The organism is Bacteroidales bacterium MB20-C3-3, from assembly GCA_035609245.1.
Lineage (GTDB): Bacteria > Bacteroidota > Bacteroidia > Bacteroidales > UBA932 > Bact-08.
This window is the reverse complement of record CP141202.1, coordinates 2,122,439-2,146,308: the sequence shown is the minus strand read 5'-3', so window position 1 is coordinate 2,146,308 and position 23,870 is coordinate 2,122,439. Positions and strand designations below refer to the sequence as shown.

The window sequence follows — 23,870 nt, the reverse complement described above, 5'->3', positions numbered from 1 at the left end:
CAGTTAATTTTTTTCATTACCAATTCTTCTCCCTCTGTTGACGCTCATAAAGTTTAGCCTTCTCCTTTTTCACCTTATCCTGAGTCTCATTCTCTTTGTTTTGTATAGCCTGAAGCATCTGCTGTGCAGCCTGTGGTGTTATTTTAGGGGGCTGGTTTTGATTCTGTTTCTGATCATTATTTTGCTCCTTGTTCTGATCCTGATTCTGATCTTTATTATCATCCTTATTTTGATCTTTATCTTGGTCCTTGTTCTGGTCTTTATTCTGATCATTATTCTGGTTCTTATCCTGCTCGTTTTGCAGCATTTTCTGAGCATAAGCCAGATTAGACTTGGTCTCCATATCTGAAGGATTTATTCTCAGGGAATTTTTGTAAGACTCTACTGCTTCACTCCATTTTTTTTGTGAAAGAGAGTAGTTTCCCTTGTTATGAAATATGTTTGCAGCGTCATTATCAGTAATTGACACACCTGTAGAATCCGATAATAGCCTGGAGACCTCCTGCTCTGCTGCAGCTGCGTTCTGATTTCTGTACAATACATTGGCAAGATTGTATCTTGCCTTAACAGAGAGTGAGTCCTTTCCCAGTGCTTTTCTGTAATTTATCTCGGCCTGCTGATATTCACCCTTATTATATAACCTGTTCCCTTTTCTTACATCCCACCTCTCCTTCTGAGCTGAGGCCAGGGATGACACGAATAGTAAAATTATCAATATAAAGACTCTTCTCATTTCGCTATCTCCTCCTTACACTTTTAAAAAGGTTTCTCCCCCTCTTCTCTCCAATCAGGAACTCAACAAGGAGGAAAAAGAGGGCTATTGCAAAGAAATACATATACTGTTCGTCAAAATCTTCAAATACAACAGATTTATACTTCTGTTTATCCATATTATGAATCTTATCGACTATTGCCTCAAGTCCAAAATCTGAGTTACCTGCTCTGATATAAGCACCTCCACCGGCTTCAACTACCTCAGTTAATGTTTTCTCATCAAGTTTAGTCACTACAATATTCCCATCTTTATCTTTTAACAGTTCTCCGTTACCGGCAGGAATCGGCTTTCCCCCCTCTGTTCCAATGCCAATGGCAAAAACAGGAATACCCAGATTAATGGCCTCTTTAGCCGCCTGCACAGGATCATCTTCATGATTCTCTCCGTCAGTAATAAGTATAATTGCTCTGCTGTTTGCACTCTCCAGGCTGAATCCTCTGATTGCAGTAAGAATTGCATCACCCATTGCAGTCCCCTGTACAGGAACTGATGATGTGGATATTGAGTTCAGGAAGATTTTTGCCGATATGTAATCTGCTGTTATTGGCAGCTGAACAAAGGCTTTGCCGGCAAAAACAATAAGGCCGACTCTGTCCTGCTTCATCTTGTCAACAAGTCTTGATATTGCAAGTTTTGCCCTTTCAAGTCTGTTTGGGGTATAGTCCTCTGCAAGCATTGAGTTTGATACATCCAGTGCAAGAATAATCTCCACGCCTGTAGTCTCAACCTCCTTAAGCCTTGCTCCAAGCTGAGGTCTGGATAATCCAACTGCAAAAAAGAAGAGAGCTGCAGAGAAGAGGGTGATCTTTACCCAACCTCTGCTCTTTGAGGCATCAGGCATCAGCCTCTCAACCAGAAGCCTTTCGCCAAACCTGTTCAGCCTCTTTCTTCGGGCTCTTCTCGATACTCCGTAGAAGATATACAAAAAAGGTATTAACAGTATGAGTGCAAGATATTCTATTTGTGCGAATTGTATCATCTTATGGCAATTTTCTGATTACAAATATTCTTATAACCAACTCAAAGAGCAGAAAAAACATTGCAATTAGAGCAAACTTCATAAAGAGCTCTTTATATACAGGAAAGGAGTCAACTGTTGTTCTGCTTCTCTCCATTTTATTAATCTCTCCATATATCTCAAGTAACTTGGTGTTGTCAGTTGCTCTGAAATACTTACCTCCTGTCTGGTTTGCAATATCTTGCAAAAGAGGCTCGTCTATCTCCACTTTTACCTGCTGTACTTCAACTCCAAATGGTGTTATAACCGGATATGGTGCCATCCCCATTGCACCAACACCTATTGTGTATACTCTGATTCCGTATGTTTTTGCTATCTCTGCTGCCATCAGAGGGGTTATCTCTCCTCTGTTGTTAACACCATCTGTCAATAGAATAACAACCCTGCTGGGGGCAGGAGAATCCTTCAGTCTCGCTACCGCAGTGGCAAGACCATTGCCAATTGCAGTCCCATCCTCAATCAGCCCGGTCTCTATCTCCTTAAGCAGGTTAATCAGCGTGGGTCTGTCTGTTGTAAGAGGGCACTGTGTAAAGCTCTCTCCCGCAAAAACAACCACCCCCATTCTGTCAGAGGGCCTCTGTGCAATAAACTCAATTGCTATGTCTTTTGCAGCACTAATTCTGTCCGGGTTAAAATCTCTTGCCAGCATAGATGTAGAGACATCAAGGGTGAGAACAATATCTATCCCCTCAGTGTTTACCTTCTCAAAATCCTGAGAACTTCTCGGTCTTGCAATAGCTAGAATTAATGCAGCTATTGCAAACAATCTTGCAATAAAAGGCAGATGCCTGGAATATTTTTTCACGAATCCACCTCTACCTCTCCATGGAGAAGTATTTGAAACCCTGAGTGTGGGTACTCCGCCTCTGAGCTCTCTCCATAAATAAAGGAGAGCAATTGGAAAGAGCAATAGTTCCAGGTAAAGAACGCTTGGATATTCAAAAAACATATCTACTCCTCCTTCTTTATTGCAGTTGAACTAATAAACCTAATAGCAGCCGGAATAGCATTTTCATTTTCTGATTCAGTTGCAATATATTTTGCAAATTTAACTAAGTCCGCTACCTCAAGAAGCTCCTTGAGAGAGTTGTAATCACTCTTATCAATCCCGGCAGGTATCAGCTCCGTGAGTATCTCTGCCGATGTCTTCTCCATAGCCTGAAGAGCAAATCTCGCCTCTATATACTCTCTGAGAACATCAGTAATTCTGGTATAATAAAGCTTCATCTGATTGTTCTGCCACAACCTCTCTTTTCTTATGTTCTCAAGCTCTTTAAGTGCTGCGATATATGGTGAGTCAGGCTCAGCTGGCTTAATAAAGAGAGCCCTTTTCTCTCTCCATCTACGCCACAATCTTACAGCAATAACTAATAATGCAATTAATGCAACCAGGAGACCAATCCAGGGGAGAAACTCCTTAACTGTGTAAGGATATGTCATCTGATCCTTGACATCAAAAGGCTTGTAAGTTGTAGTGTCAATCTGAATTGTGGTGACCTCAAGTTTGCCTGCATCAAACTTAACAGTATCAATTGTTCCATCCGGATTCTCCAGGTAGCCGTTTATTACCGGAATAACATGAGATCCGCTGTCAAATGATGTAAATGTAAATGATGTCTGAATCTCAGTTACGTTACTGTCTGAGCTTAGTGTATCCATCTTTGGAGAACCGGCCAGTTCAACTCCATTACCCAGGTCTCTTTGCAGACTCTGCAATGAAAAACGGGAACCTGCCGGAACTTTTGTTTTAAAGGCAAATGTAGCCTGATCTCCTATAAGCAATGTATCTCTTTGATTCATCTGTACTATCTGTTTTTGAACAGTGTAACTAGTCCCTTAACAAAATCTCCGTTGGTTGGTATCTGAACCTGATCTACTCCGTACCTGAGCAGAGTAGTATTTATTGCAGTTGCTGATTTTGAATTCCAGCTGGTAAAATACTCTCTCACCCTTTTACTGGATGTATCTACCCACATCTCCTCTCCACTCTCAGAATCTTTAAGTTTTACCAAGCCAATATCCGGCAACTCCCTCTCTCTTGGATCGTAGACTGAAATTACTGAAATTTCGTGTCTGTTAACAGCTATCTTAAGAGCTTCGTGCCAGTTTGGATTGAAATCTATGTCAAAATCCATCAGGTCAGAGATTAGAAACGCTGTGCACCTTCTCTTTATTGCATTTGTAAGATACCTGAGAGCCTCTCCAACATCTGTCCCGGATTCCTGCGGCTCAAATTCTAGAAGTTCTCTTATAATTCTTAGCAGATGACTTCTCCCCTTTTTGGGAGGGATAAACTTCTCCACCTTTGAACTGAAGAAAAGAGCTCCCACTTTGTCATTATTTGCAGATGCAGAGAAAGAGAGCACTGCAGATATTTCAGTTATCAGGTCTCTCTTTGTTTTAACCATTGTACCAAACATTCTGAAGGCGCTCACATCAACCAGAAGCATTACGGTAAGCTCCCTCTCCTCCTCAAATACCTTTACATATGGGGTGTTTAGTCTGGCTGTTACATTCCAGTCCATACTTCTTACATCATCCCCCGGCTGGTACTCTCTTACCTCGCTGAAAGCCATCCCCCTCCCTTTAAAGGCCGAGTGGTACTCGCCTGCAAAGATCTGTCTTGAGAGCCCCCTGGTCTTAATCTCAATTTTTCTTACCTTTTTTAAAAGATCGTTGTCCATATTAAGGAACCTCCACAGCGTTCATTATCTCAGTTATGATGTTCTCTGAAGTAATATTTTCTGCCTCTGCCTCGTAAGTGAGCCCTATTCTGTGTCTCAGAACTTCATAGCAAACAGCCCTTACATCTTCAGGTATAACATATCCCCTTCTTCTTATAAATGCATATGCCTTTGCTGCCATCGCAAGATTTATACTTGCACGAGGTGAACCTCCGTATGAGATCAGATTTTTTAATCTGGAGAGACCGTACTCTTCAGGAGTTCTTGTTGCAAAAACAATATCAACAATGTATCTCTCTATCTTCTCGTCCATATATACCTCTCTGACAACCTCCCTGGCCCTTAGTATATCTTCAGGTTTAATAACAGAGTTTGCAACAGGGAATTTCCCACTGTTGTTCATCCTGATTATTAGTTTCTCCTCCTCCTTTTTTGGATAATTTACAACTACCTTAAGCATAAAACGGTCTACCTGAGCCTCCGGTAGCGGATATGTCCCCTCCTGCTCAATTGGATTCTGAGTTGCCATTACCAAAAAAGGCTCCGGTAGCTTAAAACTGTTATCTCCAATGGTTACCTGTCTCTCCTGCATAGCCTCAAGAAGGGCACTCTGTACCTTAGCAGGAGATCTGTTAATCTCATCTGCAAGCACAAAATTTGCAAAGATGGGACCCTTGCGAATTTTAAACTCCTCTTGCTTCTGGCTGTATATAAGTGTTCCGATTAAGTCTGCGGGCAACAGGTCCGGAGTGAACTGGATTCTGCTGAACTTAGCATCCACAATTGAGGCAAGTGTATTGATGGCCAGAGTTTTTGCCAGCCCGGGAACCCCTTCCAGCAAAATATGCCCATTTGCAAGCAGGCCTATAAGCAGATTTTCAACCAGTTGTTTCTGCCCTACAATTACCTTGTTCATCTCAAGGGTAACCATATCTACGAATGCGCTCTCTCTCTGAATCTTTTCATTGAGCTCTTTGATATTGACGCTTTCCATAACAGTCTCTCTATTTTTTATATTTTTGTATCAATATTGAATATCTTGCGAATTTAACTATTTAATTAATGCGTCTCTTCATCAAATTGTCATACAACGGCAGAAACTACAACGGGTGGCAGGTTCAGCCGGGGCATCCGTCAGTGCAGGAGACTCTGGAGCGTGCATTGACCATATGGTTCAAAGAGAAAATCCAGGTCACAGGTGCCGGAAGAACAGATACAGGGGTGAGTGCAGTCAACTATATTGCACACTTTGACCTCTCATCTGACACACTGGCACTGTTTGAAGAGCCACAGAGAACGATTTTCAAAATTAATGCCATTCTTCCAACTGACATAGTTGTTCATGACATCTGGCAGGTTCCTGATGTTGCTCACGCCAGATTTGATGCATTATCCAGAACATATATTTACTATGTTCACTCTAACAAATCCCCCTTCCTTAATGAGTACTCATATTTCTATCCATACATACTTGATATAGATAAAATGAACCGTGCAGCCGGATATATAACAGGAACTTTTGACTTTACCTCTATGGCTAAACTTCACACAGATGCAAAGACAAATATCTGTACTGTAACAAAAGCACTTTGGGAATCAGAATCTCCTCTTTCAAACGGAGATGATATATCTTATAAGTTCACAATAACTGCAAACAGATACCTTAGAAACATGGTAAGAGCACTTGTTGGCACAATGCTGGAAATTGGCAGAGGCAGACAAGAGCCCGAATGGATAATTGAGGTGATGAAACTTAAAAACCGATCCTCTGCCGGCAACTCCGTTCCAGCTCACCCGCTCTTTCTTACAGAGATAGAGTACCCGGATTACAAACTATAAACTTTTCCTCTGTTTGTATATATCATTGCCCTCAGAATCAATCGCTACAATAACAGGCATATCCTTTACAATAAGTTCCCTCACTGCCTCGGTACCCAACTCCTCAAATGCAATAACCTGAGCGCTTACGACACATTTTGCCATCAGAGCTGCGGCACCACCAATTGCTGCAAAATAGAGACCTCTGTTTTCAACAATTGCATCGGAAACCTCTTTACTTCTCAGACCCTTCCCAATCATGAACTTTAATCCCCTCTCAATCAGTTTAGGGGAGTAGAGATCCATTCTTCCGCTTGTGGTAGGACCTACTGATCCTATAGGTCTTCCAGGTTTTGCAGGGCATGGTCCGGCATAAAAAACCACAGCACCATTGAAATCAAATGGCATTTCAACCCCCTCTTCAATAAGTTCGCTGAGTCTTTTATGAGCGGCATCCCTTGCTGTGTAGATCTTACCGGAAATATAGACCATATCTCCGGCCTTGAGACTCTTAATATCATTTTCACATAACGGAGTTGTGAGTTCTGTTCTCTCCTGGGTCATATCTCTGATTTATTAAATTTGTTAATTATTACAAGCTCCCCTCTGCATGCCTTGTAGCATGGCATCCGATATTTACAGATACAGGAAGCCCGGCAATATGAGTTGGGTATGATAGTATGTGGACTCCAAGGGCTGTAGTCTCCCCTCCAAGACCGGCAGGTCCTATGCCTAGTGAGTTTACTGTCTCCAGAAGTTCTGCCTCAAGGGCCGCAAGATGAGGTTTATCGCTTGGAGTACCAACTGCTCTCAGCAGAGCCTTTTTACTAAGCAGCGCGCTCTTCTCCATTGTACCTCCAATCCCCACACCTACAATAATGGGAGGGCAAGGATTTGGTCCCGCCTCCTCTACTGTTTTAATAACAAAGTCCTTAACACCCTTTATACCCTGGCTTGGTTTTAACATTTTTAACTGACTCATATTCTCACTGCCAAATCCTTTTGGTGCAACTGTAATATGAAATTCATCACCCTTTACAATCTCAAAATGAATTACTGCAGGGGTATTATCCTTTGTATTTACCCTCTCCAGGGGATCCTTTACCACAGACTTGCGCAGATAACCCTTTTCATAACCTCTTCTCACACCTTCGTTAATGGCATCCTCAATAAAACCTCCCTCAATTTTAATATCCTGCCCCATGGTTACAAATACAACTGTCATCCCGGTATCCTGGCAAATTGGACTCATCTCATCCTCTGCAATTCTTGCATTCTCCACAAGAGTTCCAAGAATCTCTCTCCCAAGCGGAGAGGTTTCACTTTTCATACAACTACCAAGACAAGCACGGATATCATCCGTAATAACACAATTTGCCTCAATGCAGAGTTTCTCTACCAACTCTGTAATTTGATCTGCCTTTATCTCTCTCATTTTGTATTTAATCTTTTCTTTTTAAGAAGTGGACTGTGTTTCTGTTCTCCAGCTCATCTGAATTATTATCAATAAGTCCCACCAGACACCATGTTGATGTCCTTGGGTCTTTAACAAGTCTCTGCACAAGCGAAAAATTCAGAACTTTAGAGGTATTGCTTACATGCAACCTGGGACCATCACATACAACTATCTTTTCCCCAATCTTAATATGGTTCTCATCATAATATGAAACGGGCATTGCAAGATCCAGCGTCTCTTTAATTCTTTTGGACAGCCTGCCAAGGTCAATAAAAGGCTCTTGAGGGAATTTTAAAACAAAGCCTTTTCTAATGTCTGAGCTAAAGTAACAATCGTGACAAATATCAAACTCCTCCTCCAGAATCTGCATTGTCACATCCTCTGCAGTATGAGCCATTTTTCTGTATGTAAGAGACTTATGGACAATCTCGTATATACTTCCGGGAAGTGGGCCAAAGACACTTGGCCTTGTTACAATTATCTCCTCTCCAATGCCAACTATAATGTCTGCATTGATTCCAAGTGCAGGGTATAAAAGATCAAAATGTTCCACAATTACCCTTCTCTTTCTGGAGAGTACATTTTTAACAAAATCAACAATTTCGTACATCTGGGTAAATGCTGTCTGGAACCTCATATCAATATGATACGAGCCCGAATCTTTCAGATCATCCAGCCCCTCCCTCACCTGCATAATTTTACGCGGGTTAAGTACATCATCGTCATTTGAGAGCTCAAGTCCGGGAAACATCCCCTTTATTAAAGAGGATTTCCCCGAACCTGCGTCTCCAACAATTCCTATTAATCTGTCGTTAAACTGGAGGTGTCTCTGCGCAATCTGCTCGCCGAGAAACATAAGCCGCTCACGCCCTCTCGGGGCAAAATATTGTGATGAGACCGAGTATTCCTGAAGTAGATTTTGCATAAGACAAATCCTTTTAAAGAGTTAATGTCATCTTCATAAGAGGTGCATGCTGCTGTGCTCCGTAAACATCAGTCTCACCAAGTGCTCCCGATGGAATAGGGCGGACAATAGTAATTTTTACGGCCTTTGCCGGGTCAAAATAGACCAGGCTAATTATATCGCTCTCCTCAATTTCGTAAAGCGATGCAAATAGTTTGCCGTCAATTGCCTTAACCTCTTTAACCCTTTTGTACATCTCTACATCCTTGAATATAATGTCAAAAGTCAATTCGTAAGGACCGGAATTTTTGCTCCTTATAACAGATGCAATATCAATTAATTTGTATTCCATAACTATCTCCTTTTTTTAGCAGCCCTTTGTGAACTGAATGTAATTAACAGGGAACAACTCTGCAGGATCATCCACCCTCATAAGGTGATAAACATTAAATTCAAATACCTCTCCAACTTTGCAGTCCGATGGAGAGAACGGGAAGGCCAGGTTGCCGGCGGTTGAAATTCTGCCCTCATAACCATAGTGAAGCATTGTACTCCTTGCAAACCCACAGATAGTATCTGCCTGATCCTGCGTTGGTGCTACTGCCTCGATAATAATCATAAGTTCGTGAGAAACCTGTTGTTCAAGATTAGGGAACATAGCCATTACACCATTCTTTCCGTAGATTTTAAAATCAAGGAAGAAATCGGTAATTCCGTAATGCTCAAAGTTATTCTTAACCCTCTCCTTTACGCTCTCTACAATTTTATCAATCTGAGATATCATCACAGGATCCTTTGCTGCAGCACAGGATATGGTTCTGAATCCAACTCTCCTTACACCTTCAAGTTTAACAAAGTACTCTTCAGTTGGTACAAACTTACTCCCTTTTACCTCAACCATGTTGTCAGCAATCTGGGTGAAACTTGATTCGTGGAGATTTATAGCACCTCCCGGACCCGGAAGAATATAGGGATTTGTCTTCTCATAAAGAGTATGTGCAGCAACAGACAGAGTTGTACACTTACGAATAGGTGATAGTGGCTCCAGTACAAAACCATCTTTTCTCAGATAACCAAACATACAGTCGCTGCCACTTCCCGGAGAGGCAGCAATTGCTGCGCACTCAAGAATTTTACCCAGGTGTATCGCAAGACCCTTGTCAAATCCCTCTTTTATTGCAAGTGCCGAGAAGACAGACGGATCGTAAGAGCGGCCTGCCAAAATAACATTCGCACCACCCTCAAGAGCCTTAATAAATGGCTCCTCACCCATCTGGGCAACTATTCTTACAGACTCTTCAACATCTGCTTCTGAAATCTCTTTTGCAGGGAAAAGTGGAGAGATATCTCCTTTGCGAATCTTCTCTTTTACAAACTCTTTGTCAAATTCAGACTGAATAACAGCTAGTTTAAAGGTTAGTGACTGCTCTTTAGCTATCTCTTTAACAATTTCAATGGTAAGATCAACATGAGGCCTTCCGCCGCTTCCACCGGCTGTCCCAATTATTACCGGAATACCTGCCTCAATAGCAGCCGGTATCATAATAGCCAGGTCTCTCTTTACAGAGTTTTTGTCTGTGAAGGATTTTCCTGCACCAAGATAGTAAGGTCCCGGGTCTGTCGATCCGGCATCCACAGCTATTACATGTGGTTTGCGTTTCATTCCCTCCTTGAAGGACTCCATCGGAAATCCGTACCCAAGTATCGCCGTAGGCGACAGAATTCTCATCTCTTCCATACTAAAGAATATTTTTTAGAGCAGATATCCTGCTCATTTCATTGAAAACAATCATATAACCCTCATCTACTCCCATACCCGGCTTTGCCAGATACTGAACAGGAGAGGTAGCCATTGCTATGTGGGCACAAACCTCTGCTGAACGATTTGTCTCGTTGCAGGTTCCACCTAAATATGCTCCCATTCCGTGGCTTTTGCAATAGAGTACTGCCTCAATTGAGTTGTTGATACCTCCAAGGTCCGGAGTCTTAATCTGAGCCATGTGACCAGCTTTTGCCTTAGTAAAATCAATTATGTCCTCAAGTGTATTACACCACTCATCTGCAACTATCTCGGCCTTTATACCCTTTCTCTCCATATGCTCTCTTATCACCTTAAGTGCCTCAATTTGTGCCTCTCTCTCCCCCATATCCACTGGTCCCTCTACTCTTAGATGGAATGGCTCGGCAATTTTGGAAAGCTCTCCCACATAGTCAGCAATTTTCTCAAAATCATTGTTAAAAACCTGACTAAGTGTCCCGTAAACATCAATATGAATTGTAGGATGATATGATTCAAATGGCTTAAGTTTAATTATTCTGTCCCTCAGCCACTCGATATATGCTGCAATCTTCTCACCCTTCAGACCCACTTTACCTTCAACATGGTTAAATAACGCATGTGGAAGAACCTGTGCTGCCTTCATAATCATTTTGTCTGCATTAAGGTATCTGTCATCTCCTGATTGAGTAAAGATTGGAATCATCTTTTCAGATATCTCTGTTCCGTATTCGTCTGCTATAATCTGAGCCATAAGCTTTGATTTGCTCTTTGCAACTGCATCCAGGCAAGCCTGTGTTATACCGTAACGAATTGCTGTATGATATTGTTTACCGGTTGAAGGACTTTTACTTTTGTCTACCAGGTCAGCCATCTCTCTGAATGAGGTAATCTCTCTACCTTCATAAAGGGGAGCTATCTCCTTTTCAATAAGTGGAATAAACTCCTTAGCGAGAAACAGCGGATCTCTGCCGCCTGCGCCTGAGTACTGGACAGCGGCACAATCTCCGTGAGCAACAGCTCCGTTCTCAAGAACAAAGAGTACCGATATTGACTCACCAGCCTGTCTTACTGCTGTGAAACCCTCTGTTGAAGGTGCACCTTCATAAAATGCACCATCATTCTTAGCTCCTGCCTTAATGGCCTTTTGGTCGTCAAAGAAGAATCCGGTCTTTCCGGCTGAACAAATTACCTTTACTATTTTCATACTAAACTCCTTTATACTATTTAGGTCTTCCTACAAGGAATCCCTTTCCTATTGCATATACATCATCAATTACCATCTGGAAACTCACCGGGCGATTCTCAAATGCAGCCCTCTGCTCCAGCTTCTCTCTGTGGAAATCTCTTAAATCCTTTGTGAATGGAATATTACCAATCTCAAGAAGTCTGACTGCTCCTGAATTGTCTCTTGCAGGCATAACCTTTCCTGCGTTAAATCTGCTTGGAGCAAAAGGAATATCAATAATTCCGGCTTCAAAAGCTGCCACTGTACCTATTGCAAAATCACCTTTACCAAGCTCCTCAACTTTGCCTAAAATACATCTCATCTCCTGCATAATTATATTACTTTCTGCAATCACAGCAGGTATCTCAGTAAAGCTCTGGTCTTTAAGCATTGAAGTGAGCTGTTTGGTTGCTCTCAGTCCGGATGCATTTGCCTCTTTTGTAGGGACACCCATAGCCTCGTGAGGAGTCTTAACAATAACTTTTGTTGCCTTAGCAAGAACTGCTGCAGCTGCTCCCCATGATATAACCCCAAATGATTTGGACTCATCCTGAGGGAAGCCTCCCATCCACTGGTGAAATACTGTAGTAACCCTCACATCTTTGTATCCAAACTTGTCAAGGTACTCTCTTGTCATCATCTTAAGTGAGCGAATGGCAGCAACATCCTGAATAAGGTTTCCGCACTGACCATAACCAACTGTTATGTCCTTCACACCCTGCTCTGCAGCCAGAAGAGACTCAAGTACAGCAACAGAATTTGATATACACGGAGCAACAAGAGTTCCGGTAAGAGGGCCGAATGGCTCTCTGTTTATGGATACCCCTGCCTCTTCGTACATCCCGACAAGTCTGTCTGCATATTGCCAGTGGGCTATGGTTTTTTCAAGAGAATGGTTCTTTGAGTAAGGGATATTGTATGAAATACCACCACCCTCATAAGATGTAAATCCACCTGCTATTGAAATCTCGGTCAAAAGTCTGGCGTCAGGAGTTCCGTGACGAACCTGAACCGGCGAGTCAAGTGAGGATGTAACCTCTCGGCATATCTCAACTCCGTAGTTTACAATTGGAAATCCGTTAAGCATAGAACGGCCTGTCTCCCTGCTCTTCTCAATACCTGTCTGAGCCTCGGTATATCTGTTGAGCCTTGTGTAGCTGTCAACAGTCGTTGGCAGAAGATCCGCCTCTCCCTCATTTTCTAAAAATTTTAGCAGTTTAATGTGCTCCTCATAAAGAGCAACTCCTGCCCTTGGCTGGATAAGTGTCTCACCACTCTTATCAGCTGCTTCAAGTTTGTTGCCGAATCTTTTTGTATCCGCAATAGCTTTCTGATATTTTACAGCATCGTCAAAATCAACTCCCTGACCGGTAGGCCATTGCTTTAACACCTCTTTGCGTTCAGCAAAAAACTGGTCGTCCGAAATCCTCTTGTTTTTGATTTCCATCTTTTAAACTCTGTTTATTATATATTTTTTAACTCTTTCTTTATTATTCTAAGGGCAAGGGACTTATTTGCATTACTCAGCAGCCCCATTGATGCAAATATATATTTAGCATCAACCATGTATCTGGGGTTTCTTGGCTTTGCATACATATATCTTTGGGTGTTATACCTGGCACCTTCAAGAATTGAGGTAGGATTCTGACTGTTAATTATTGCTCCACCTATTCCAATTACAGCAGGCACCTCAGACAAATCCTTTCCGGTAAGGGCAAACATCTGTCCAAGAGGGGTATAAACACTCTCGACAATCCCTGAATGTCTCTCTGTTGCTACCTCCACAGCAATTCTTGCAACTGCCTCCTCCACCCTCTGCTGAGGTGTGCCGGGTTCTGCAACTATATCCGGATTAGACAAACATCTGGATATCCAGCTCTCTGCCTCCTCTTTTGAAACATCGGCATAAGCAGAGATAATCTTCACATCAGTAACATCTTTAAGTGAGCTTAAACTGTATCTCATGCCAAGGTCTCCCTCAACACTCCTTTTTGCGTATGGCTCGGGCAGCCCTTTGGAGAGCATGTTATCCAGAGATGGATGTCCATCACTCATAGAATATATATCTGTTGTTGCTCCTCCAAGATCAACTGCCAGCAAATCTCCTATTCCGGACTCTTCATCAGCACCTTTGCTCAGAAGCTCACACGCCCTCATTACAGCTAGCGGTGTGGGTATAATCTCATGGCTGCACATCTTTTGCAGGGAAGAGAGACCTTTTGCATCAATAATTCTGCTTATAAAGAGCTCCTCTATCCTTTTTCTGGCAGGTTCAATATTAAGTTTATTGAACTCCGGCATCACATTCTCTGTAATGACAAACTCCTTTCCGGAATTTTCAAAAATCTCCTGTAATTCATGAGAGGCACTTTTGTTACCGGCTATAACAATTGCAAAATTACCCTGAATGTCACACAACCTCTTGGCATTGGCAGTTATAACCTCTTTATTCCCGCCATCTGTTCCTCCGCAAAGCAAGACAAGATCAGGAGAAATGTTCTCAATTTCCAGCTGCTCGGCTTTGGAAATTTCAAATGAGTATGTTTTTACAACTTTGGCTCCGGCACTGGATGCTGCTAATCTGGCTGCTTTTGCAGTCAATTCCGGAACAAGCCCAAGCGCAACCATCTTTAACCCACCGGCAGCACTGCTGCAGCAGAGTAACTGGTCGTATGCCAATTTACCGGCAGAGCTCTCCAGTTTATTAAGAGCGGCGTAGAAACCCTCCCTAACATCGGTTTCAATGGTAGTGAAGGCGCACGCCGTTCCGATAATACTGCCGCTCAATGTGTCAATCGCGACTAGTTTAGTGTATGTGCTGCCAATATCTGCAGTGAGGTAGATCATCTCTATCCCAGCATTAATTTTAAATCTTCAAGTGTTGTTTCCGGCTGAGTTCCCGGAGGATACACCTTTGTGAATCCCATCTCCATAAACCTCTTCTCTACCTCTGCAAAATCCTGTTTCCCAACAACAAGGTTTCCGCCTGCCAGTAAAGGGATGTTTTTAAGGCCTGCCTCATTGCACTTCTCCCTTAAACCATTACAGTCTATCTCTCCGTGTCCGTATAGAGATGAAACAAGAATTGCGTCAGCATTTGTTTCAAGAGCAGCCTCAATGTACTCCTCCTGAGATACCATCACACCCAGGTTTACAACATTATATCCGGCCTGCTCAAGTGCAAAGGCAAGAATTTTATTGCCCACTGCGTGAACATCCGCTCCAATAACCCCGGTTACAATAGTTTTTTTATTCATAGCACCTTTTGAGTAATAATAAGTTATAATTTATTACTTTTTGCTTACAATGTGAAAGAAAAAGTATTGCATCTACTATGCAAATTATGTGCCTTATATTATTTTTTTAAAAATATTTTTATAGAAATTTCTAAACAACATATGAGTAGAGAAAAATGACTAATTTAGAGGTAATAACAAAATAAATTTCACTAAAAAAAATGGATCTCTCTTTCAACTTAATAATCAACTGTTTTATTGCAATGATAGCTCTTGTAAATCCTTTTCAAAAGGTATTTGTAGTTACATCTCTGCAAAAACAGTTTGATATCAAATCCACAAGATTTATATCTGTAAAAGCAACCATCACTGCTCTTTTAATCCTTTTAATTTTTCTCTTTTCAGGCCAGGCAATTCTCCATGATGTTTTCAGAATTGAGATTTACGCATTCCAGGTAACTTGTGGCGTCGTTCTTTTTTATAATGGACTGAACGGACTACAAAAAGGGACATTTATAAATATTGAAAAACAACTTAGTCTTAGAGAGATATCCGCAGTTCCAATTGCACTTCCTATGATAGCAGGTCCCGCTACCATCACAGCAGCAGTAACTTTCCCCGCAGATTATGGTCACATCTCAACAATAATAGCTATTGTCCTCTCTTTAGGAATAAACCTGATCTTTATGATATACGCTGCACAAATCGGGAGATTTCTTGAAAGGTTCAATCTCTTAAATCCGCTTGTCAGGATATTTGGCCTTATTGTTGCAACCATTGGGATTCAAATGGTCCTCAATGGTCTCAGAGGATTTATAGGTTAACAAATTAACAAATCAAAAAATGAAAAAGAAGCTAATTATAATCATTACCATGACCACTATGTTTCTCTCTGCAGATATTTTTTCACAGACAGAAATGGGTGTCACAAAATCTGTAAATTCAAAGATTACCGAAATTACTCTATTCAGCAACAGCTCTGAAATTACCAGAGAGTCAAGTGCTGAAATATCAAAGGGAGTAACCACACTAAAGTTCTCAAAACTATCAGGAAATATTGTTAAAAACAGTATCCAATTTATAGCAGATAACAATCTCACAATTCTCTCCGTGAGCCTTAGAGACAATTTCCTCACAGGGTCAGAGAGTAGTGAAGATTTGATGAGACTTGAGAAAAGACTCTCAGAAACTGAAGAAAAAATTACAGCAGAGAAAACATCTATCTCTGTTATAAATGAAGACCTGGATTTTCTAAGGGCAAACAGACAGATCTCAGGTGGAAATTCCTCATTAACCATAACCTCTCTTCAGCAGCTATCTGAGTTTTACAGTGGCAAGATAGCCTCTCTTAAACAGAAGGAGCTATTAAAAACAAAGGCCCTTAATGAATTGATCAGCATTAAAGACTCAATACAGAGACAAATTGGTATAATGAAAAGCGGAGAGATCAAGGCAGCAGGAGAAATTATTGTAAAGGTTAGTTCACCAAAATCAGCTTTATATAAGTTAAAACTATCATATCTGACCGAGAACGCAAGCTGGAGACCGGTATATGATATCCGTTCTGAAAGCACAGACAAACCTGTAAAGCTTAACTATAAAGCTATTGTATCTCAGAGAACAGGAGAAAACTGGGAGAATGTAACACTTAGATTATCTTCATCAAATCCAAGATCTTCAGGCGTGCTCCCTATCTTAGAACCATACTACATAAGGTATCCTCAATTCAGAAGCATGAATGACGCTTTAATGCTTGAAGAGGTCATTGTAGCCTCAGGAGCCAAAAAAGAGATGGTTGCTCCTCCTGTTGCATACTCCCATTCTGTTATAAATGAAAAACAAACATCAATTGAGTTTGAAGCGGTTAACAAATATACAATCAACTCAGATGGGGAGAGTTACACTGTAGACCTTGGCAGCTATGAGATGCCTGCAATTTACAACTACTATGCTGTTCCCAAACTTGACAAAGATGCATTCCTGGTTGCAAGAATTCCAGATCGTGAAAAATACACTCTGTTAAGTGGTGAGGCAAGTATATTTTTTGAAGGCAGATTTGTGGGAACTACATTTATTGACACAGAGAACTATTCAGATACCCTGGAGTTGTCATTTGGAAGAGATCCCGGCATCTCTGTTATAAGAGAACAGACAACTGACTTTACATCAAAGAGATTTATCGGGACCAAAAGAGAGGATGAATCAGGCTGGAAAATTGTTGTAAGGAACAATAAGAATGTAGCAATTGATATTGAAATTAAAGATCAGCTTCCGCTCTCATCAAACGAAGAGATAGAGGTGAATGCGCAAAATATATCCGGAGGAAATCTTGACCCTCTTACCGGAGAGATTCGATGGAGATTCTCTCTTCTGCCTGCAGCAAACAAACAGATAGATTTGAATTACATAATTAAATATCCAAAAAACAAAACAATAGTTAAATAATGAGTGAACAGATAACTAAGTGGCTTGAAAACTTTTTACCCTGGCTCTTATCACATGGCATAAACATATTGATTGTTGCTGTGGGTGCGTTTTTTCTTAATAAAGTATTAGGGAGAATAATTAGCAGAAGTGTTAGAATTGCGGTGACCTCAAATAGTCAGGTTTCACCAGAAGCTGAGAAAAAAAGAGAGGATACTCTGGTAAGAATCTTTAAAGGCATCATTAGAGTATTACTGATTTTCATTGCTGTACTTATGATTATGTCTGAAATTGGAATTAAGATAGCCCCAATTTTGGCCGGAGCCGGGATAGCCGGTATCGCAATTGGATTTGGAGGACAGTATTTGATCAGAGATATAATTACAGGACTCTTTATAATTATTGAAAACCAATTCAGGGTTGGAGATGTGGTGAGTATTAACGACAAAGCGGGCACAGTTGAAGACATAACCCTAAGGATGACCACATTAAGAGACCTGGATGGCACAGTACATCATATACCAAATGGGGAAATTACAATTGTCTCAAATATGTCAAAGTTTTTCTCTCGAGTTAATATTAATATTGGAATCTCCTATAGTTCTAGCATTGATAAAGCTATCGAGATTATTAATAAAGTTGGTGAAGAGATGGCAAATGAACTGGAATGGAAAGAGCATATAATATCTGCACCAAGATTTTTAAGACTTGATAGTCTTTCAGATTCTTCAGTGGACCTTAAAATACTTGGAGATACTAAACCTAGTATGCAGTGGGCTGTTTCAGGGGAGCTGCGAAAAAGGTTAAAAACAGCTTTTGACAAAGAGGGTATTGATATACCATTCCCTCAGATTGTAATTCATCAGCAAAAATAAATTGTTCAAAAATCTCAGGTGTGAAAAAGCAATACAATAAATCAGTATTGGAAGGATTAAACAGAATCCAAAGACCAAATGAAATTTTAAAAGAGTCTGATTTGAAACAGATTCCACCTGTTGTGGCAAAATATATAAACTTTACCGGAGCAGTTGGCCGTCCAGTTGCAAGTCACTTTTTCATGAAGACAAGTGGCAAAATTCGCGGGAATCCTGACGAACCATGGATGAAATTTAAATCTGAACAATACAACTTTACAGATTTATATGAGCGTTTCTTCTACATAAAAGCAATAAAGTCAGGCATACCTGCATATGGACTCCACTCATTAAAAAATGGCAAAGCAACAATGAAAATAAAACTTCTTGGTTTATTTTCTTTAATTGACACGGAGGGCACAGAGATGGATCAGAGCGAAACTGTTACATTTTTTAATGATATGTGTATGCTTGCCCCTTGTACATTGACTGACCCCAATATTGAGTGGGATATTATAGACGATTATAATGTAATGGCCAGGTTTAAAGGCCCCTCAACTATTTCTGCAAAGCTCACTTTTCATAAAGATGGCAGGCTAATTGACTTCAGAAGCGAAGATAGATATGAATTAATCGGCGGAAAAAGTTACAGACTCCTTCCCTGGAGAACTCCTGTCAGCGAGTACGGAACATTTCACGGGCTAACACTCCCAAAGAGGGCGGAGGCAATTTATGAAAGGCCCGATGGGGACTTTACATACATAACACTTAATCTTGATGATATAATTCTTAACCCTCTGTTATAATGATTAAACAACCAAATGTATTATGTTTCTGCAGGAATAAGTTATAACTTTCCGTTTAAATAAATATCTGGACTATGAAAACTGTCACTACAATAATGAACATTTTGCTCTTTACTGCAATGATTGCAATAAACGGGCTGGCAAATGCGCTACCAATCAACGGGTTTACAACCGGAGAACTCTCAGATCTCTATCCAAATCTATTTGTACCGGCCGGTGTTACTTTTTCAATATGGGGTATTATCTATCTGCTTCTCCTGATATTTATCATTACTCAGGTAACAGCATCTTTAAATAAGAAAGCATCAAAATATCTGCTCTCACCACTTGCAAGCTGGGCGTTTGCCCTAACTTGTGTTTTTAATTCATTGTGGATTATTGCCTGGCACTACAGGCTGGTCCTCCTTTCAGTAATAATAATGTTGCTGCTGCTGCTTACTCTTATATACATAGTTAAAAGAATGGAAAGAGAGAGAATCCAAGATTTCTGGTCCCGATTTGCTATAAAACTCCCTTTTAGTGTATATCTTGGTTGGATCTCTGTTGCAACTATTGCAAATATTACCGCTCTTCTTGTACAATGGAACTGGAGCGGCTTTGGTCTCTCTGAAAGCACATGGACAATTATTATGCTTGGAATCGGGACCTTCCTGTCAGCATCAATGATGTACAAAAGATCTGATATCTTCTATGCCTTTGTAGTAATTTGGGCCTTCTACGGAATAATCATCAAACGAGAGGCATCTGATCCAATATATCCTGAAATAATAGCAACAGCATGGGCTTCAATTGCTATTCAGGCAGCATATATAATTTATATCCTTGTAAGAAGAGTTCCGGAGAAGCAAAACCAGAACGAATAATGACCTCCGCAATTATCATAACATTCTGCGTTCTTCTGTTAATCGCGTATCTTTTTGATGTAACATCATCCAGAACAAAGATTCCGTCAGTAATTCTTTTGCTCGTTCTGGGGTGGCTTCTCAAGGAGATATCACATATATTCAAAATTTCAATTCCGGATATATCTTTTTCATTGCCCCTGTTAGGAACAATAGGACTTATACTCATAGTCCTGGATGGGACACTTGAACTTGAAATTGAAAAAGGCAAATTAAGATCAATCGCACAACCGTTGATTGGGTCTCTCTTTTCAGTAATTTTTCTTTCTGTGCTACTCTCTTTTCTATTTATGAAACTTGGTGCTGCAGATTTCAGGAGCGCATTGCTTTACGCTGTCCCGTTCAGCATAATCAGCAGTGCCATAGCAATTCCGAGTACACGATCTATGTGCAGAGAGAACAGGGAGTTTGTAGTTTATGACACAAGTTTTTCAGACATATTAGGCGTAGTAATATTTTCATATCTGGCCTACAGCAGCTCCTTCTCTATTGGATCAGTAACCTTTTTTATTGCACAGATAATCTTTATGATATTCATCTCTGTTGCTGCTTCTGCCGGTTTATCATACCTGTTGGGAAGAATGAGGCATCAAATAAAATTTATCCCCATCATTCTACTTATAATGCTTATTTATTCGCTTGCAGAACTTTATCATCTTCCTGCGCTAATATTTATTCTGATTTTTGGCCTTACAATAGCCAACCTTCAGAGACTAACTAAATTACCGCTGATATCAAAATTTTTCTTTGGCTCAATAGAGAAGGAGGTAACAAGATTCAAAGAGATAAATGCAGAGGCTACCTTTCTGATAAGATCCCTCTTTTTTCTGGTATTTGGGTTTATGATAGAGACTTCAGAGATTCTTGATCCCGGGACTCTGAAACTTGCATTCTTTATAGTTTTCATAATTCTTACCATCAGAGCTTTTCAATTAAAAATTACCGGCAACAAATTATTCCCTCTTCTTTTTATTGTCCCAAGAGGATTAATAACAATTCTTCTTTTTATGTCAATTACCACTGCCAATAAAATCCCATTCATTACTGAAAATTTAATACTTCAGATAATAGTGATTTCCTCAGCCCTTATGATTCTGGGGACAGCAACCGTTAAAAAAGTGAACTCAGATACTTGAAGAACCTATTGAATAACAATCAAACATAATGGAAATTAACAAGGTAGATTTATTCAGAGTAATATTCCATAGTGATACAAAAAGGGGAAGAAGATTTGACATAGCCCTTATTTGGACAATAATTGCAAGTATTACCATAGCCATCTTGGACAGCCTCCCGGATCTCCATCCTGCACTTAACCTAATATTTTATATTCTGGAGTGGCTTTTTACAATTCTTTTTACAGCAGAATATATTTTGAGGATTTATATTTCACCCAAACCATACAAGTACATCTTTAGCTTCTGGGGAATAGTAGACATAATTGCTATTTTGCCTACATATACCAGCCTTATATTCTTTGGTTACCAGTATCTTCTGGTTGTTCGCGTCCTAAGACTCCTCAGGATTTTCAGGGTTTTAAGATTAATGAAATTCTACTCAGAGGCCCTCTACCTGATAAGGGCCCTTAAGACTAGTTTTTTTAAAATCAGTATATTCCTTTCTGTAATTTTAGCCCTTGTAATTGTTCTTGGATCAATTATGTATGTTGTTGAGGGGGGAAATAATGGCTTTACCAGTATACCCCAAAGTATATACTGGGCAATAATCACAATTACTACTGTAGGATACGGGGATATTGTTCCGGTGACTGTTGTTGGGAAGATAATATCTTCACTTATAATGCTTATGGGTTATTCCATAATTGCTGTACCTACCGGAATATTGACAGTAGAGATGTCCCGGAGCGAGACTAAGAAGAGACTTTGTGAAAATTGCGGGAATGTGCTTGAACAGAACCACAACTACTGTAGCAAATGTGGTTCATCAGTAAAGGAGAGAGAGGAGACTCTCAACAGTTGATCTGTTAAACCCCAAACCTCTTTTTTGCTATTTCGCAAATAAAATTCGCAGTTGCCTCTGCACCCATTAATGATGAGTTTATACAGATATGGTAAGAGTTTGCATTACCCCAATGTTTATTAGTGAAATAGTTATAATAGGACCTTCTTTGTTTGTCAGTCTTTTCAATAACAGACTTTGCCTTCTCTCTGGATATATCCATTTTATCTGATATAGCAGAGACTCTGTCAACCTCATCTGCTGTAATAAAAACATCAAGCCTTCTTGAATAGTCCTTTAACACATAATCGGCACATCTTCCCACAAAAAGACAAGATTTTTCCTCTGACAAGGTTTTAATTACATCGCTTTGAATTACAAAAAGTGACTCTCCGCTCAAAGGGTTCAGTGAGTAGTACTCCGTTATCCCAAAAAGAGACCACGCCTGTCTCTCATCGGCTTTTTCAAAAAAGCCCTTCTCAAGGCCACTCTCTTTTGATGCTAAACTTAGCAGCTCTTTGTCGTAGAAAGATATTCCCAACTTAGCAGCAACAAGCTCGCCAATCCTTCTGCCTCCACTGCCAAGCTCTCTTCCAATGGTTATGCAAAAATGATCTTTCATGATTTATTTTTTTTAAAATGTATTGCCAGCAAAAATGCAGAATTCACAGCCGCAAGGGTATCAGCAACAGGAAGACTCATCCAGACACCGGCTATCCCAAAAAAATTTGGAAGAATCAACACAGCAGGAATCAGGAAAATCACCTGTCTGGAGAGTGACATATATATAGCCTTCCCGGGCTTTCCAATACTCTGGAAAAAATTTGACGATACCATTTGAAAGCCGATTATAGGGAATGCCGCAAAGGCAATTCTCATCCCCTGAACAGTCAAATCTAAAAGTTTTTCGTCGCTTGTGAACAGTTGTGCGGCTTGTCTGGGAATTAACTCTCCAATAAGAAAACCAATAGAAATAACAATTGTTGCCAGAACAATTGTGTGCTTAAGAACTTTATTTACCCTGTGATACAAACCTGCCCCGTAATTGTATCCTGCAATAGGCTGCATCCCCATATTCAGCCCCATTACAACCATTCCAAAAAGCATTGCAATTCTGTTCATTATTCCATAGGCTCCCACGGCAAGGTCCCCACCATGTTTAACAAGTGCGTGATTAATGAGAATAACAATAACACTAGACACCGCATTCATCAGAAATGGAGCCAGCCCTATTGACATTGTATCTTTTACAATTTTGCTGTCAATTTTTAAATGCTCCCTCTTAAAATGCAAAAAATTACTCTTGTCAGAGAAAAATTTAACCTGCCATGTTAATAGAATTATCTGAGATAGAACTGTTGCAACAGCAGCACCTCTTATCCCCATATCAAGTCCGTATATAAAAATTGGAGTTAGTACAGCATTAATCAACACTGAAGCAATAGTTGCATACATTGATTTAGCTGGAAATCCGCTGGACCTCATAAGTGCATTCAGACCAAAGTACATGTGAGTGACAACATTGCCCAAAGTTATGATAAGCATATACTCCTTAGCGAATGGCAAAGTATCACTGCTGGCTCCAAAAAAAATCAAAATGGGGTCAAGAAAAAAGAGTATTCCCAATGTATAAGATACACCAAGTATAGTTGTCAAAGAGACCACATTGCCTAAAATTTTGTTTGCACTAGTGTAGTCTTTTTGTCCAAGCCTCAAAGATATAAGATTGGCTGCGCCCGCTCCCACCAGGGTACCAAATGCTGCAGAGAGATTCATCAGCGGGAAGGATATGGCTAACCCTGATATAGCCAAAGCACCAACCCCCTGCCCGATAAAAATGCTGTCAGTTATGTTATAAAGTGAGGATGCAGTCATTGCAATAACAGATGGTATTGCGTACTGTAGCAATAATTTCCACACACTCTCTGTGCCAAGCGATGTAGGCAAACCTTTCCTTTCCATTCTGCAAAGTTACACATTATGCAGGTAAGGAAAGAATGTTTACATTTGATAAAAATAAAGAGTATAG

25 protein-coding genes are annotated in these 23,870 nt (G+C 40.4%); 8 read left to right on the top strand and 17 right to left on the bottom strand.

The genetic code is table 11. The annotated features are described in order from the left end of the window. Positions 1-16 precede the first annotated feature (16 nt). From U5907_09775 to U5907_09750, 6 genes are read right to left on the bottom strand one after another with little or no spacing between them, the layout of a single operon-like run. A complete protein-coding gene (locus tag U5907_09775) occupies positions 17-733 on the bottom strand; it encodes a tetratricopeptide repeat protein (GenBank protein WRQ32858.1) in 717 nt (238 codons plus the stop codon). A 4-nt stretch (positions 734-737) separates the two neighbouring features. Next, positions 738-1,754 carry a VWA domain-containing protein gene (locus U5907_09770; protein WRQ32857.1) on the bottom strand — a complete coding sequence of 339 codons (1,017 nt, stop codon included), beginning with the start codon at positions 1,752-1,754 and terminating at the stop codon, positions 738-740. 1 nt (position 1,755) lies between these two features. Beyond that, the gene (locus U5907_09765) at positions 1,756-2,742 is read right to left on the bottom strand and encodes a VWA domain-containing protein (protein ID WRQ32856.1); all 987 of its coding nucleotides are present in this window, start codon (positions 2,740-2,742) and stop codon (positions 1,756-1,758) included. Positions 2,743-2,744: 2 nt separating this feature from the next. Continuing rightward, positions 2,745-3,593 carry a hypothetical protein gene (locus U5907_09760; protein ID WRQ32855.1) on the bottom strand — a complete coding sequence of 283 codons (849 nt, stop codon included), beginning with the start codon at positions 3,591-3,593 and terminating at the stop codon, positions 2,745-2,747. Between the two features lie 5 nt (positions 3,594-3,598). Further along, positions 3,599-4,477 carry a DUF58 domain-containing protein gene (locus U5907_09755; GenBank protein ID WRQ32854.1) on the bottom strand — a complete coding sequence of 293 codons (879 nt, stop codon included), beginning with the start codon at positions 4,475-4,477 and terminating at the stop codon, positions 3,599-3,601. A 1-nt stretch (position 4,478) separates the two neighbouring features. Continuing rightward, on the bottom strand, positions 4,479-5,471 hold the full coding sequence (locus tag U5907_09750; GenBank protein ID WRQ32853.1) for a MoxR family ATPase: 993 nt from the start codon (positions 5,469-5,471) through the stop codon (positions 4,479-4,481). A gap of 68 nt (positions 5,472-5,539) precedes the next feature. Here U5907_09750 and truA point away from each other — a divergent pair, with 68 nt between their 5' ends. Next, complete coding sequence (gene truA / locus U5907_09745) at positions 5,540-6,316, top strand: tRNA pseudouridine(38-40) synthase TruA (protein WRQ32852.1); 777 nt, start codon at positions 5,540-5,542, stop codon at positions 6,314-6,316. Here truA and U5907_09740 read toward each other — a convergent pair. The 9 genes from U5907_09740 to glmS are packed head-to-tail and all read right to left on the bottom strand — an operon-like array spanning position 6,311 to position 14,917. Next, complete coding sequence (locus tag U5907_09740; GenBank protein WRQ32851.1) at positions 6,311-6,859, bottom strand: Fe-S-containing hydro-lyase; 549 nt, start codon at positions 6,857-6,859, stop codon at positions 6,311-6,313. The two genes, truA and U5907_09740, sit on opposite strands and share 6 nt — an antisense overlap. Positions 6,860-6,887: 28 nt before the next feature. Continuing rightward, entirely contained in the window at positions 6,888-7,730 is an 843-nt protein-coding gene (locus tag U5907_09735) for a fumarate hydratase (GenBank protein WRQ32850.1), read from the bottom strand. Positions 7,731-7,737: 7 nt separating this feature from the next. Next, positions 7,738-8,676, bottom strand: coding sequence for an alanine-tRNA synthetase second additional domain-containing protein (locus tag U5907_09730; protein WRQ32849.1), 939 nt, complete (start codon positions 8,674-8,676; stop codon positions 7,738-7,740). Between the two features lie 13 nt (positions 8,677-8,689). Continuing rightward, a complete protein-coding gene (locus U5907_09725) occupies positions 8,690-9,007 on the bottom strand; it encodes a DUF4387 domain-containing protein (GenBank protein ID WRQ32848.1) in 318 nt (105 codons plus the stop codon). A gap of 15 nt (positions 9,008-9,022) precedes the next feature. Beyond that, positions 9,023-10,393, bottom strand: coding sequence for an acyclic terpene utilization AtuA family protein (locus tag U5907_09720; protein WRQ32847.1), 1,371 nt, complete (start codon positions 10,391-10,393; stop codon positions 9,023-9,025). Position 10,394: 1 nt separating this feature from the next. Next, entirely contained in the window at positions 10,395-11,639 is a 1,245-nt protein-coding gene (locus U5907_09715; GenBank protein WRQ32846.1) for a methylaspartate ammonia-lyase, read from the bottom strand. Positions 11,640-11,655: 16 nt separating this feature from the next. Continuing rightward, on the bottom strand, positions 11,656-13,107 hold the full coding sequence (locus U5907_09710; GenBank protein WRQ32845.1) for a methylaspartate mutase subunit E: 1,452 nt from the start codon (positions 13,105-13,107) through the stop codon (positions 11,656-11,658). Positions 13,108-13,124: 17 nt separating this feature from the next. Further along, positions 13,125-14,507 carry a methylaspartate mutase accessory protein GlmL gene (glmL, locus tag U5907_09705; GenBank protein WRQ32844.1) on the bottom strand — a complete coding sequence of 461 codons (1,383 nt, stop codon included), beginning with the start codon at positions 14,505-14,507 and terminating at the stop codon, positions 13,125-13,127. 2 nt (positions 14,508-14,509) lie between these two features. Then, positions 14,510-14,917, bottom strand: a complete 408-nt coding sequence (glmS, locus tag U5907_09700) for a methylaspartate mutase subunit S (protein WRQ32843.1) — start codon at positions 14,915-14,917, stop codon at positions 14,510-14,512. A 200-nt stretch (positions 14,918-15,117) separates the two neighbouring features. Here glmS and U5907_09695 point away from each other — a divergent pair, with 200 nt between their 5' ends. The 7 genes from U5907_09695 (at position 15,118) to U5907_09665 (ending at position 21,862) form a co-directional block, all read left to right on the top strand. Then, complete coding sequence (locus tag U5907_09695) at positions 15,118-15,720, top strand: MarC family protein (protein ID WRQ32842.1); 603 nt, start codon at positions 15,118-15,120, stop codon at positions 15,718-15,720. A 19-nt stretch (positions 15,721-15,739) separates the two neighbouring features. Further along, positions 15,740-17,341, top strand: coding sequence for a DUF4139 domain-containing protein (locus U5907_09690; GenBank protein WRQ32841.1), 1,602 nt, complete (start codon positions 15,740-15,742; stop codon positions 17,339-17,341). Continuing rightward, entirely contained in the window at positions 17,341-18,195 is an 855-nt protein-coding gene (locus tag U5907_09685) for a mechanosensitive ion channel family protein (GenBank protein ID WRQ32840.1), read from the top strand. The genes U5907_09690 and U5907_09685 overlap by 1 nt, the downstream gene beginning before the upstream one ends. Before the next feature lie 20 nt (positions 18,196-18,215). Then, positions 18,216-18,980, top strand: a complete 765-nt coding sequence (locus U5907_09680) for a DUF6544 family protein (GenBank protein WRQ32839.1) — start codon at positions 18,216-18,218, stop codon at positions 18,978-18,980. A 74-nt stretch (positions 18,981-19,054) separates the two neighbouring features. Then, complete coding sequence (locus tag U5907_09675) at positions 19,055-19,843, top strand: hypothetical protein (GenBank protein WRQ32838.1); 789 nt, start codon at positions 19,055-19,057, stop codon at positions 19,841-19,843. Next, the gene (locus tag U5907_09670; protein ID WRQ32837.1) at positions 19,843-21,018 is read left to right on the top strand and encodes a cation:proton antiporter; all 1,176 of its coding nucleotides are present in this window, start codon (positions 19,843-19,845) and stop codon (positions 21,016-21,018) included. The genes U5907_09675 and U5907_09670 overlap by 1 nt, the downstream gene beginning before the upstream one ends. A 28-nt stretch (positions 21,019-21,046) precedes the next feature. Next, positions 21,047-21,862 (top strand): ion transporter, encoded by an 816-nt coding sequence (locus U5907_09665; GenBank protein WRQ32836.1) that lies wholly within the window; start codon positions 21,047-21,049, stop codon positions 21,860-21,862. A 4-nt stretch (positions 21,863-21,866) separates the two neighbouring features. Here the strand turns inward: U5907_09665 and U5907_09660 are convergent, their stop codons facing one another. Both U5907_09660 and U5907_09655 read right to left on the bottom strand, forming a co-directional pair. Beyond that, on the bottom strand, positions 21,867-22,463 hold the full coding sequence (locus tag U5907_09660) for a cytidylate kinase-like family protein (protein WRQ32835.1): 597 nt from the start codon (positions 22,461-22,463) through the stop codon (positions 21,867-21,869). Then, positions 22,460-23,803 carry an MATE family efflux transporter gene (locus U5907_09655; protein ID WRQ32834.1) on the bottom strand — a complete coding sequence of 448 codons (1,344 nt, stop codon included), beginning with the start codon at positions 23,801-23,803 and terminating at the stop codon, positions 22,460-22,462. Before U5907_09655 ends, U5907_09660 begins: the two co-directional genes overlap by 4 nt. Positions 23,804-23,870 lie beyond the last annotated feature (67 nt).

Bases quoted from the DNA above. Each gene is read 5' to 3' on its own strand.
- U5907_09775 (WRQ32858.1), bottom strand. From the start codon at position 733: ATGAGAAGAGTCTTTATATTGATAATTTTACTATTCGTGTCATCCCTG.
- U5907_09770 (WRQ32857.1), bottom strand. From the start codon at position 1,754: ATGATACAATTCGCACAAATAGAATATCTTGCACTCATACTGTTAATA.
- U5907_09765 (WRQ32856.1), bottom strand. From the start codon at position 2,742: ATGTTTTTTGAATATCCAAGCGTTCTTTACCTGGAACTATTGCTCTTT.
- U5907_09760 (WRQ32855.1), bottom strand. From the start codon at position 3,593: ATGAATCAAAGAGATACATTGCTTATAGGAGATCAGGCTACATTTGCC.
- U5907_09755 (WRQ32854.1), bottom strand. From the start codon at position 4,477: ATGGACAACGATCTTTTAAAAAAGGTAAGAAAAATTGAGATTAAGACC.
- U5907_09750 (WRQ32853.1), bottom strand. From the start codon at position 5,471: ATGGAAAGCGTCAATATCAAAGAGCTCAATGAAAAGATTCAGAGAGAG.
- truA (WRQ32852.1), top strand. From the start codon at position 5,540: ATGCGTCTCTTCATCAAATTGTCATACAACGGCAGAAACTACAACGGG.
- U5907_09740 (WRQ32851.1), bottom strand. From the start codon at position 6,859: ATGACCCAGGAGAGAACAGAACTCACAACTCCGTTATGTGAAAATGAT.
- U5907_09735 (WRQ32850.1), bottom strand. From the start codon at position 7,730: ATGAGAGAGATAAAGGCAGATCAAATTACAGAGTTGGTAGAGAAACTC.
- U5907_09730 (WRQ32849.1), bottom strand. From the start codon at position 8,676: ATGCAAAATCTACTTCAGGAATACTCGGTCTCATCACAATATTTTGCC.
- U5907_09725 (WRQ32848.1), bottom strand. From the start codon at position 9,007: ATGGAATACAAATTAATTGATATTGCATCTGTTATAAGGAGCAAAAAT.
- U5907_09720 (WRQ32847.1), bottom strand. From the start codon at position 10,393: ATGGAAGAGATGAGAATTCTGTCGCCTACGGCGATACTTGGGTACGGA.
- U5907_09715 (WRQ32846.1), bottom strand. From the start codon at position 11,639: ATGAAAATAGTAAAGGTAATTTGTTCAGCCGGAAAGACCGGATTCTTC.
- U5907_09710 (WRQ32845.1), bottom strand. From the start codon at position 13,107: ATGGAAATCAAAAACAAGAGGATTTCGGACGACCAGTTTTTTGCTGAA.
- glmL (WRQ32844.1), bottom strand. From the start codon at position 14,507: ATGATCTACCTCACTGCAGATATTGGCAGCACATACACTAAACTAGTC.
- glmS (WRQ32843.1), bottom strand. From the start codon at position 14,917: ATGAATAAAAAAACTATTGTAACCGGGGTTATTGGAGCGGATGTTCAC.
- U5907_09695 (WRQ32842.1), top strand. From the start codon at position 15,118: ATGGATCTCTCTTTCAACTTAATAATCAACTGTTTTATTGCAATGATA.
- U5907_09690 (WRQ32841.1), top strand. From the start codon at position 15,740: ATGAAAAAGAAGCTAATTATAATCATTACCATGACCACTATGTTTCTC.
- U5907_09685 (WRQ32840.1), top strand. From the start codon at position 17,341: ATGAGTGAACAGATAACTAAGTGGCTTGAAAACTTTTTACCCTGGCTC.
- U5907_09675 (WRQ32838.1), top strand. From the start codon at position 19,055: ATGAAAACTGTCACTACAATAATGAACATTTTGCTCTTTACTGCAATG.
- U5907_09670 (WRQ32837.1), top strand. From the start codon at position 19,843: ATGACCTCCGCAATTATCATAACATTCTGCGTTCTTCTGTTAATCGCG.
- U5907_09665 (WRQ32836.1), top strand. From the start codon at position 21,047: ATGGAAATTAACAAGGTAGATTTATTCAGAGTAATATTCCATAGTGAT.
- U5907_09660 (WRQ32835.1), bottom strand. From the start codon at position 22,463: ATGAAAGATCATTTTTGCATAACCATTGGAAGAGAGCTTGGCAGTGGA.
- U5907_09655 (WRQ32834.1), bottom strand. From the start codon at position 23,803: ATGGAAAGGAAAGGTTTGCCTACATCGCTTGGCACAGAGAGTGTGTGG.